This is a genomic window from Streptomyces plumbidurans (genome assembly GCF_019857225.1).
Taxonomy (GTDB): Bacteria; Actinomycetota; Actinomycetes; order Streptomycetales; family Streptomycetaceae; genus Streptomyces; species Streptomyces plumbidurans.
This window is the reverse complement of the sequence record NZ_JAFJSY010000033.1, coordinates 107,916-119,068: the sequence shown is the minus strand read 5'-3', so window position 1 is coordinate 119,068 and position 11,153 is coordinate 107,916. Positions and strand designations below refer to the sequence as shown.

The window sequence follows — 11,153 nt, the reverse complement described above, 5'->3', positions numbered from 1 at the left end:
GCCGGAGCCGGGGAGGTGGTGCCTGCGGCCCCCGCGGCCGCAGTACCCGCCGGCGCCGGAGCGGCGGCCGCTCCGGGCTTGTAGTCGGCGAAGAAGTCCCACCAGGCTCGGTCTACCGAATTCGGGTCCTGGAGGTACTGCTGATAGATCTCGTCGACGAGCCACTCGTTGGGGCCGAACGCGGCCGCGGGGTTCTTGCCCGCTTGGTCGGTGTCGGTCGAGAGACTCGAGTTACTGGGGGACTGTGGCGACACGGCGGCAACCGCCCTCTTCCGCTTCACAAGGTGATGGACAGCGGAAATAAAGGCTACGCCCCCCGGACACCGAAGGTCAGGCCGGGCAGGTTCATCGTCGCGTAAGTCACACCGGAATCCGCGTTTCGGGCCTGGAAATGGCGGGAAACAAGCGTGGTTCCGCTTCAATCCGTGGGTGAGTGGAAACGCCGAGGTCGGCCCTGCACGCGCCGCGTACGGGCGTCCGCCTGATCACACGTGTCCGTCTGCGCGGACGCCGGTGGATCTTTCGGCTCCGAGCCGGACTTTACGTCAACTTTGAACGGATGTCTCTCCCGGAAGAGTGACGAGGATCCGGCAGCCCCGCTCGGATTCGGCCACCCCGATCCCGCCTCCGTGCAGGTCGACGGCCCAGCGGGCGATCGCGAGGCCGAGCCCCGTACCGCCGTCGCTGCTCGGGCCGTTGGAGGCGCCCGCGCCGCCGCGGTTGAAGCGCTCGAAGACCCGGTGCCACTCGGAGCGCGGAATGCCCGGACCCTCGTCCAGCACCTCCATCTCCAGCGACTCCGGCAGCGGGCCGCGCCGCGCCTTCACGGTCACGCGGCCGTGCGGCGGACTGTGCTTGACGGCGTTGTCGATGAGATTCGCCACTACCTGGTGGATGCGCTCGGGGTCCGCGTGCGCGGTCAGCTCCGGCGGGGAGACGTCGAGGTGCAGATGGACGTCCGTACGCGTGTGGCTGCCGGAGCCCGACGCGATGCCCGCGCGCGCGGGCACGGCCATGTTGGCCTCCTTCAGCACGCCCGACAGATACGGCCACACCTCGAAGCGGCGCCGCTTCAGCGGTACGACGCCGTTGTCCAGCCGGGACAGGTCCAGCAGCGTCTCCACCAGGCGGCCCAGGCGCTCCGTCTGCTTCAGGGCCGTGCGCATGGTCTCCGGGTCGGCCGGCGAGACGCCGTCCACGATGTTCTCCAGGACCGCCCTCAGCCCCGCGATGGGGGTGCGCAGCTCGTGCGAGACGTTCGCCACCAGCTCCTTGCGCTGCCGCTCCTGGGCCTCCAGGTCGTCGGCCATGCGGTTGATGGTCTGCGCCAGGTCGCCCAGCTCGTCGCGGCGGTTCTCCCGCACCCTGCGGGTGTAGTCGCCGTGCGAGATGGCGCGGGCGACGGCGTTCATGTCGTCCAGCGGCGCGGTGAGCGAATGGGCCACGAACTGCGTGATGAGCAGCGTGGCGACCATCGAGAAGACCGTGATGAAGCGCAGCTCCGTCGCCGTGCGCATGGCGATCATCATCAGCCCGGTGGTGATGAGGACCGCGATGACGACCAGCACGCCCAGCTTGGTCTTGATCGAGAACGGGCGTACACCGCCCCAGGGCTCCCCGGGGCTTCTCCGTGCGGCCGGACCGCCGCTCATGGCGTCGGGGTCTCCAGTGCGTAGCCCACACCGTGCACGGTGCGGATCCGCTCGGCGCCGATCTTCCGGCGCAGCGCCTTGATGTGGCTGTCGACGGTGCGGGTGCCGGAGGCGTCCGCCCAGTCCCACACCTCCGCCAGCAGCTGCTCACGGGAGAGCACCGCGCGCGGGGTGTTGGCCAGGCACACCAGCAGGTCGAACTCGGTGGGCGTCAGATGCACGTCCTCCGAGTGCACCCGCACCCGGCGCTGGGCGTGGTCGATCTCCAGCTCGCCGAGCCGCAGGATGCCGCTCCTGGGGGTCGCGGCCGCGAGCGCGGCCCGCTCCACCCGGCGCAGCAGCACGTGCACGCGTGCCGCCAGTTCCCGCATGGAGAACGGCTTGGTCATGTAGTCGTCGGCGCCGACCCCGAGTCCGACCAGCATGTCGGTCTCGTCGTCGCGCGCGGTGAGCATCAGCACCGGCACCGGACGGGCGGCCTGCACGCGGCGGCAGACCTCCAGACCGTCGAAGCCGGGCAGCATGATGTCGAGGATCAGCAGGTCGGGCTGCCAGGCCTCGGCGGTGTCGACGGCGGCCGGGCCGTCGCCCGCGGTCTGCACGAGGAATCCCTCGGCGCGCAGGCGGGTCGCGATGGCGTCGACGATGGTCGGGTCGTCCTCGACCACCAGGACCCGTCGCTGTGCGCCCGGGGTCGCCGTCGTGCCGTTGTGGGATGTGTGGGTCTGCTCCATCGCCCGCCCCTGAGTTGCTTTCCGGAATGCGTGGGGTCATTCCTTCTGACTGGCTGTGCCTGCGCATGCTTGCGATTGACGCTTGAATGATCTGCGTCAGAGAAGCAGAGTACGGGGAGTTACCGTCCCGAGGCTATCCAGGTCGGACGGCGATGTGCACGACGTCCGGAACGCCCCGGGCAACCGGGATCTCTTCGGTACGCACCTGTTGGAACCCGGCATTCCACAAGGTTTCTTCGAAATTCGGAGAGGGCTGCGCGGACCAGACCGCGAGGACGCCGCCCGGCTTCAACACCCTTGCGCAGCTTGTCAGTCCGGTCGGTGAGTAGAGATCGTCGTTGCCCTCGGTGACGGTCCAGTCGGGGCCGTTGTCGATGTCCAGGCAGAGGGCGTCGTACGTGGCGGATGTCTCACGTACGTAGGTGATCAGATCCGCTTCGACGATCTCCGTGCGCGGGTCGGCGACGGCCTGCGCCGAAATGGCGGCGAGGGGACCGGTGCGGTGCCAGTCGATGATGGCGGGCTCGCGCTCCACGACCGTGATGGCGCCCCAGCGGGGGTCGGCCGCCGCGTGCGCGAGCGAGAAGCCCACGCCCAGCCCGCCGATCAGCACATGCGGATACGACTGCGGCTGCGCTTCCGGTTGCGTATGCGATGTCGGCCGCGATCGCGGCTGCGGGCGCGGACCCAGGGCGTTGCGCGCGACGTCCACGAGCAGGCGCTCCGAGCGGCCGTCCGAGGTGTCCATCAGGAAGCACCCGTTGGCGATGATCTGCAGCAGTTCGCCGTGCCGGCGCAGCACGACCTCGCCGTACGGGCCCTCGCGACGGTCCAGGACCACAGGGGTGTCGTAGGTGGCGGTCATGGCCCCCATCCTGCACGAACCCCGCGCGGTACCCGGAGGGGTCCCCGGGGACTGAGGACGGCCGGGGCGGATGCGCGGTGTGCCTCGCGCCCGCGGGCGCGCGTGCCTAGGCTCGAAGCAGCGAGAGGGCCGCGAGGCCGGTGAGAAGTGCGTGGTGGCTGCCATGGCCGCGAGTTACCCGTTCGTGGGACGCGAGGACGTGCTGGGCGAGCTGCGGGCGGCTCTGGAGCGCGCCGCGGCCGGCCGGGGCGGGCTGGTCACCCTCACCGGACCCGCCGGAGCGGGCAAGACCCGTACCGCCGAGGAGGCCGTCGCGCTCGCCGGCGCCTTCCGCACCCGGTGGACCTGGTGCCCGCCGCAGACCGCAGGACGTGCCTTCCGGCCCTGGTCACGGCTGCTGCGCGAGCTGGTCGCCGACGACGTGCGGTGCGGCCGGCTGATCGCCGCCTCGCCGCCGCTGCGGGCACTGGTGTCCGGGGCGGCCGGGGATGCGCTGCGCGGAGCCGATCCGGAGACGGCACGGCTGCGGCTCGCGGGCGACGTCTCCGAGGTCCTGTCCGCGGCGGCCCGGTGCGGGCCGCTGCTGCTGGTCCTGGACGACGTGCACGCCGCGGACGCGTCGTCACTCCGCCTGCTGCTGGAGACGGCGGACGCCGCCCGCACCTGCCGGGTGCTGCTTCTCGCGACGGCACGCGACGACGAGGCGGCCTGGGGCGAGGGTGGCCCTGTGCGTGCGGACGGCGGCGGCGCGCGTGGTCGTGGCTGGGCTCGGGGGCAACTGCTGCGCCGGGGGCGGTCACTGCCGCTCGGGCCGCTGCCGGAGGGGGACGTCGCGGCCCTGGTCGAGGCGGCGACGGGGGCGGCGCCCGAGGCGGAGGCGGTGCGCTCGCTGGTACGGCGTACGGGCGGCGAGGCGTTCTTCGTGACCGAGCTGCTGCGCACCGGGCAATGGGATACGGCGGTTTCCGGGAACGCGCCCAGGAACGGCCCCGCGTCCTCGGTCGCCGTCAGGGACGCCGTACGGGACCGGAAGGCCGGCCTCTCCCCGCGTGCCGCGTGCGTGCTGGACGTGGCCGCCGTCCTGGGCACCCGCTTCCGGCTCGACGTGCTCGCCGAGGCCGCGAAGGTGCCCCTGGGCGAGGTACGCACGCTGCTCGGCGAGGCCGCCGGGGCCGGGCTGCTCGCCGAGGCCGGCGCCGACCGCGGCGCCTTCCGCCACGACCTGCTCCGGGACGCGGTGTACGACGCCCTCGCCCCCGCCGAGCGCACCACCCTCCACGAGTCCGCCGCCACGGTCCTGGCTGCCCACGCCCGCCGCGGCCGCGACACCACCCCCGCCGAGGTCGCCCACCACCTCCTCCTCTCCGGCCCCGAACACGCGTCCCAAGCCGCGCGCTACGCCCACGAGGCGGCGAAACGGGCCGAGGCCCTGTACGCCTACGAGGACGCGGCCCGGTGGTACGAGCGGGCGGTGGAGGCGTGGAGCGCGGGTGGCGTCGGCGCGGACGGGTCCGCGGCCCCCACCCCGGGCGCGGACGGCCCCAGTAAGCAGCACGGTGCGGGCACCGACGCCTCCGCGGAAGCGCGCGAGCGCGTTCCGCTCGTCGAGGCACTGCTCGGCCTCGGGGCCGCGCGGTTGGGGGCCGGGGAACGGGAGGGGGCTCGGGAGGCGATGGTCAGGGCTGCGGAGCTGGCGCGGGAGAGTGGGCGGGTCGATTTGCTGGCGCGGGCCGCGTTGGGGTTGGGGACCGGGATCGTCGGGTTCGAGGTGGACCTGGAGGATCACGAGCAGCTTGGTCTGCTGACCGAGGCGCGTACGGCACTCGCCGCCGAGCCCCGCCACGCCGCGCTGTACGCCGCCGTCACCGCACGGCTGTCGCTGGCCGCCGGTCTCGTGGAACCGGAGACGCGCCGCGTCGAGCTCGCCGAGGAGGCCGTACGCGCCGCCCGCGAGGCAGGCGACCCCGCGACCCTCGGCCCGGCCCTCGCCGCACTGTGCGACGCGCGGCCGGGACCCGACCACTGCCGGGACCGGCTCGAATGGTCCGGTCGGATCGTGACGACCGCGCGCGAGCTGCGCGATCCGGTGCTCGAACTCCTCGGCCGGCGGCTGCGCCTGGTCGCGCTGATGGAGACGGGCGCGTTCGCGGAGGCCGAGGCGGAGGCGACGGCGTACGAGACGGCCGTACGCCCGCTGCGGCGCCCCCTGTACGCCTGGTACGTACCCCTTTGGCGAGGCACGCGCGCCCTGATGGAGGGCCGCTACGAGGACTGCGCGGCAGCGCTCGACGAGGTGGAGGAGCTGGGCCGCAGGGCCGGCAGCGGCAACGCGGGCCTGCTCGCCGTCACCCAGCGCTGGTGCCTGTACGCCGACACCGGCGACACGGCCGGACTGGCGCGGATACGCGCCGAGGCCACCGTGCTGGAGCGGTCCCCGATGCTCTGGCCCCGCGTCACGCTCGCCCTCCTGGCGGCACAGTCCGGCCGCTTCGACGAGGCCGCCCGCCGCCTGTCGGCCGTCGCGCCCCGGCTCGGCGGGGCACCCTGGGACAGCGAGTGGCTCCCGATGGTCGCGCAGGCCGCCGAAACCGTCGCCGCCGTCGGCTCCCACCCCAGCGCGCCTCACCTGTACGACCTGCTCGCCCCGTACGCGGGCCTGTTCGCGGTGGAAGGCATCGGCGCGGCGGTACGCGGCCCGGTCGACCGCCATCTCGCCCTGCTGGCGGCGGCCCAGGGGGACACGCACCGCGCCTGCGAGCACCGGGAGCGCGCGCTGCGGGCCGCGCGGGCGGCGGGAGCGGTGGCACTGGCGGAGCGCATCGCGGCCGAGACGGCCGAGACGGCCGACCGGGTGCGGACGGGCACCTCCCCGCGTCCCGCCGCCGTAGCGGACTCGGCGGACCCGGCGAACGGGGCGGACTTCTCGAGCCCGAGCTTCGTCGGCGCCCCTCTCTTCCGCCGCGAAGGCCCCCTCTGGCACCTCGGGTACGCCGGTCACGAGGTACGGCTTGCGGACAGCAAGGGGCTGCACGACATCGCGGTCCTGCTCGCGCGTCCTGGCACACCCGTGCCCGCCGTGGAGCTGGCGGCACCGCCAGGCGGACACACGGACGCCCAGGGGCTGCGTCCGCAGGGCGACACCGGCGAGGTCGTGGACGCCACCGCCCGGGCGGCCTACCGGCGCAGGCTGCGGGAGTTGGAGGAGGAGGCCCGGGAGGCCGACGAGGCCGGGGACGCCGGGCGGTCGGAGCGGATCGCCGTCGAGCGGGACGCGCTCGTCGGGCAGCTCGCGGCCGCGTACGGCATCGGCGGACGGGTGCGTCGCAGCGGCTCGCCCGCCGAGCGCGCCCGTACCGCCGTCACCGCCCGCATCCGGGCCGCACTGCGGCGGATCGCCGCGGCCCACCCCGCACTCGGCCGCCACCTCGACACCGCCCTGCGCACGGGCACGCTCTGCGTCTACCAGCCGGAGCACCCCGTCCAGTGGCGGCTGTGAGGCCCCGTCGCACACCGTGCCGCCCGATCTCACGCCTCCTTCGTGAAGCACCTGAAGGTGAAGCACCCGAAGGTGAAGCACCGGACGGTGACACACCGAGCTTGTGCGAAGCTCCGAGGGAAGGCAGGACCCCATGCCACGCACCACCAAGGCCGAGGCCGAACTCCGGGTGGACGAGCCCGTCATCGAGGGCCGCTACGCCGAACTCGGCCCGTACACCGTCGCGTACGAGACGACGAAGCAGGACATGGACCCCGCCCCGCTCTTCCGGGGCCTGCCCGACGACCGCTGCCAGTGCCCGCACTGGGGCCAGGTCCTCTCCGGCAGGATCGTGTTCCGGTACGCCGACCACGACGAGGTCTTCCACGCCGGCGACGCCTACTACGGCGCCCCCGGCCACCTCCCGCTCGTCTTCGCCGGTACCGAGATCGTCGAGTTCAGCCCCACCGCGGAACTGAACCGCACGATGGAGGTCGTCGGACGCAATCTCGCGGGGGCGCCGTCATGACCGCCGCGACCGCCGTGTCCGACACCCGGGTCGAGGAACTCGCCGCCCTCTTCGTGCGGTTCCTGGAGACCAACACCGCCCCCGACGGGCTGTTCACGGACGACGTGTTCCTGGACCTGAGCCTGCCGCAGTGGCGGCTGCAGGCCCGCGGACGCGAGGAGTTCGTCGCCCTGCGCCGTCGCAGCCACCCATGCCGCGGCACGGTTCCCCGCCACCGCGCCGATCCCACGCCCAGCGGCTTCGTCCTGGAATTCGAGGAGAACTGGACCGACGCGCAAGGCACCTGGTACTGCCGGGAACTGATGCGCGCCGACCTGCGCGACGGCGCGATCGCCGAGGCGTCCGTCTACTGCACCGGGGACTGGGACCCGGCGACCCGAGCGGCGCACGCCGAAAAGGTGCGCCTGCTGCGGCCCTGAACGGGAGCGGACAGGCCCGGGACGCCGAGGGAGATCGAGAGGTTGCTGTGAATCGACGTACGCGTGGCGTCGGTCACAGACAGGGGTACTCGGGGGTGCGAAGGGTGGAGCGGGACGGAAGGAGGTGCCCGCCGTGGAACCCACCGCGACGTCCGCGAGCGACCCCGTGGCCGTACCGCCCCTTCCGGCCCGCCTCCCGCGCCCCTGGCGCCTGCTGCCGACCCCCACCGGCACGCCGTTCACCTTCGGCTACGCGGCCGTCCTGGCCCTCACCTCCCTGTTCACCACGTACGCCCCCGCCTCCCTCGTCCACACCGTTCTCCAGGCCTCCAGCACCGACGTGGCGCACCTCGTGCGCATGCCGGAACTGGTGCTGCCCGCCAGTGCGCTGTGGATCGCGGGCGGGGTCGTGTCGCCGTACGTCCTGTGCGTCCTGCTCGTCCTGACCGCCGTGGAGCGGCGGACGGGCGGGGCGCGCACGGCCGGCGTCTTCCTGCTCGGGCACGTCCTGGCCACCCTCGCGACCGAGGGCACCGTCGGCCTCGCGGTGCTGGCCGGTCGTCTCCCCAACAGCTCTTTGCACCGTCTCGACTACGGCATCAGCTTCGGCGTCGCGGCCTGTGTCGGCGCCCTGGCCGGACTGCTGACGCCGTGGTTCCGCCTGCCGCTGCTGGCCCTGTTCGGCGGGATGCTCGCGGCGAGGCTGATCGCGTACGCAGACCCGATGACCGACTGGGGCCATCTGATCGCGCTGGCCACGGGCATCGCGATCTGGCCGCTGCTCCGGCGCCGGCAGCGGTCCGCTGTGACGGCGACGACCACATCGGCGACCACGGCGAGGGCGACACTGACGCGAGTGCCGTAGCCGGGAATCTTCCGGGCGGTGCCGTTGTCGTCGTACGAGTCGGAGACGTACGAGCGGTGGTCGGCAGGCCCGCGATCGCTGACAGCGAACGGGACGTGGGGAACATTCGCGCAGTGGCAAGCATTGAGTCGATGTAACTCAACTTGACTGCCGAAGGGGAGATCATGGCTTCGACGTCCACTTCGCTCACCCTGCCCGTACTGCCGCTCGACGACGAGGTAGTGCTCCCCGGGATGGTCGTACCGCTGGACCTGAACGACGCCGACGTACGCGCCGCGGTGGAGGCCGCCCAGGCCGCCGCCCGGTCCGAGCCCGGAAAGCCCCGGGTCCTGCTGGTCCCACGCGTCGACGGGAGCTACCCGGGCACCGGTGTGCTCGGCACCGTCGAGCAGGTCGGCCGGCTCGCCGACGGCGACCCGGGCGCACTGATCCGCGGTCGCGGCCGGGTGCAGATCGGGGCCGGTACGACCGGGCCGGGTGCGGCGCTGTGGGTCGAGGGGACGAGGATCGACGAGCGCGTGCCCGAGCCGCTGCCCGGTCATGTCACCGACCTGGTCAAGGAGTACAAGGCCCTGGCCACCGCCTGGCTGCGCAAGCGCGGCGCCTGGCAGGTCGTGGACCGGGTCCAGGCCATCGACGACGTGTCGCAGCTCGCGGACAACTCCGGTTACTCGCCCTTCCTGACCACCGAGCAGAAGATCGAACTGCTGGAGACCGCCGACCCGGTCGCCCGTCTCAAGCTCGCCACCCAGCAGCTGCGCGACCACCTCGCCGAGCAGGACGTGGCCGAGACCATCGCCAAGGACGTCCAGGAGGGCGTCGACAAGCAGCAGCGCGAGTTCCTGCTCCGCCGCCAGCTCGAGGCCGTCCGCAAGGAGCTGCGCGAGCTCAACGGCGAGCAGGAGGGCGAGGAGTCCGACGACTACCGCGTCCGCGTGGAGGCCGCCGACCTGCCCGAGAAGGTCCGCGAGGCCGCCCTCAAGGAGGTCGACAAGCTGGAGCGGTCCAGCGACCAGTCGCCCGAGGGCTCCTGGATCCGCACCTGGCTCGACACCGTCCTCGAACTGCCGTGGAACGAACGGACCGAGGACGCCTATGACATCCAGGGCGCCAAGGCGATCCTCGACGCCGAGCACTCCGGCCTGGAGGACGTCAAGGAGCGGATCACCGAGTACCTGGCGGTGCGCAAGCGCCGCACCGACCGCGGCCTCGGCGTCATCGGCGGCCGGCGTGGCGGTGCCGTGCTGGCTCTTGTCGGCCCGCCCGGCGTCGGCAAGACCTCGCTCGGCGAGTCCGTCGCGCACGCCATGGGCCGCAAGTTCGTCCGCGTCGCCCTCGGCGGCGTGCGCGACGAGGCCGAGATCCGCGGCCACCGCCGTACGTACGTGGGCGCGCTGCCCGGCCGGATCGTCCGCGCGATCAAGGAGGCCGGCTCGATGAACCCGGTCGTCCTGCTCGACGAGATCGACAAGGTCGGCTCCGACTTCCGCGGCGACCCCGCGGCCGCCCTCCTGGAGGTCCTCGACCCGGCCCAGAACCACACCTTCCGCGACCACTACCTGGAGGTCGAACTCGATCTGTCGGACGTGGTCTTCCTCGCCACGGCCAACGTCCTGGAGGCAATCCCCGAAGCCCTCCTGGACCGTATGGAACTCGTGCGCCTGGACGGATACACCGAGGACGAGAAGGTCGTCATCGCCCGCGACCACCTGCTCCCGCGCCAGCTGGAGCGGGCAGGTCTGGACAAGGACGAGGTGACCCTGGAGGAGAGCGCGCTGCGCAAGCTCGCCGGGGAGTACACCCGCGAGGCGGGCGTGCGCACCCTGGAGCGGTCGATCGCCCGGCTGCTCCGCAAGGTCGCGGCCCAGCACGAACTGGGCGACCGGGAGCTGCCGTTCACGATCACGGACGCCGACCTGCGCGCCCTGATCGGCCGGCCGCACCACGTCCCCGAGTCCGCGCAGGACCCGGCGGAGCGCCGTACGGCGGTCCCGGGTGTGGCGACGGGCCTCGCGGTGACCGGGGCCGGCGGTGACGTCCTGTTCGTGGAGGCCTCGCTCGCCGACCCGGAGACGGGCGCGGCGGGTCTGACCCTGACCGGACAGCTGGGTGACGTGATGAAGGAGTCGGCGCAGATCGCGCTGAGCTTCCTGCGCAGTCACGGGGCCGAGCTGGAGCTGCCGGTGGCGGACCTGAAGGACCGCGGCGTGCACATCCACTTCCCCGCGGGCGCGGTGCCCAAGGACGGTCCGAGCGCGGGCGTCACGATGACGACGGCGCTGGCCTCGCTGCTGTCCGGCCGCCAGGTCCGTACGGACGTGGCGATGACCGGAGAGGTCTCGCTGACCGGCCGAGTGCTCCCGATCGGCGGCGTGAAGCAGAAGCTGCTGGCCGCGCAGCGGGCGGGCGTCACCACGGTCGTCATCCCCAAGCGCAACGAACCCGACCTGGACGACGTCCCCGCCGAGGTGCTGGACAAGCTGGACGTCCACACCGTGACGGACGTCCGCCAGGTCCTGGAGCTGGCGCTCGCGCCCGCGTCGAGCGACGCGACGCCGGAGGTTCCGGTGGCGGCGTGACGGACGCCATCGGATGAGGGAAGGCCCAAGTCCCG

The 11,153-nt window shown here is 72.9% G+C and carries 9 protein-coding genes; 5 read left to right on the top strand and 4 right to left on the bottom strand.

From position 1 onward, the window contains the following. The 4 genes from JYK17_RS21985 to JYK17_RS21970 all read right to left on the bottom strand — a co-directional run. Nucleotides 1-254 (bottom strand): 2-oxoglutarate dehydrogenase E1 subunit family protein (locus tag JYK17_RS21985; protein ID WP_222811031.1); only part of this gene is annotated, 254 nt, incomplete at its 3' end. A gap of 291 nt (nt 255-545) precedes the next feature. Continuing rightward, a complete protein-coding gene (locus JYK17_RS21980; protein ID WP_108014834.1) occupies nt 546-1,652 on the bottom strand; it encodes a HAMP domain-containing sensor histidine kinase in 1,107 nt (368 codons plus the stop codon). Further along, entirely contained in the window at nt 1,649-2,386 is a 738-nt protein-coding gene (locus JYK17_RS21975) for a response regulator transcription factor (protein WP_016437968.1), read from the bottom strand. The genes JYK17_RS21980 and JYK17_RS21975 overlap by 4 nt, the downstream gene beginning before the upstream one ends. 133 nt (nt 2,387-2,519) lie before the next feature. Next, nucleotides 2,520-3,251, bottom strand: a complete 732-nt coding sequence (locus JYK17_RS21970; protein ID WP_222811030.1) for a spermine/spermidine synthase domain-containing protein — start codon at nt 3,249-3,251, stop codon at nt 2,520-2,522. Between the two features lie 163 nt (nt 3,252-3,414). On the opposite strand from JYK17_RS21970, the gene JYK17_RS21965 reads away from it, so the two are divergent. The 5 genes from JYK17_RS21965 to lon all read left to right on the top strand — a co-directional run bounded on the left by JYK17_RS21965 (nt 3,415) and on the right by lon (nt 11,118). Next, entirely contained in the window at nt 3,415-6,747 is a 3,333-nt protein-coding gene (locus JYK17_RS21965; RefSeq protein ID WP_261996024.1) for an ATP-binding protein, read from the top strand. Nucleotides 6,748-6,880: 133 nt separating this feature from the next. After that, nucleotides 6,881-7,255: a cupin domain-containing protein gene (locus JYK17_RS21960; RefSeq protein ID WP_108014837.1), complete on the top strand. Its 375-nt coding sequence runs from the start codon at nt 6,881-6,883 to the stop codon at nt 7,253-7,255. Beyond that, a complete protein-coding gene (locus JYK17_RS21955; RefSeq protein WP_222811028.1) occupies nt 7,252-7,674 on the top strand; it encodes a hypothetical protein in 423 nt (140 codons plus the stop codon). Before JYK17_RS21960 ends, JYK17_RS21955 begins: the two co-directional genes overlap by 4 nt. Before the next feature lie 124 nt (nt 7,675-7,798). Next, nucleotides 7,799-8,539, top strand: a complete 741-nt coding sequence (locus JYK17_RS21950) for a rhomboid-like protein (RefSeq protein ID WP_372465221.1) — start codon at nt 7,799-7,801, stop codon at nt 8,537-8,539. A 164-nt stretch (nt 8,540-8,703) separates the two neighbouring features. Then, entirely contained in the window at nt 8,704-11,118 is a 2,415-nt protein-coding gene (gene lon / locus JYK17_RS21945; protein WP_108014839.1) for an endopeptidase La, read from the top strand. The last annotated feature ends 35 nt before the right edge of the window (nt 11,119-11,153 follow it).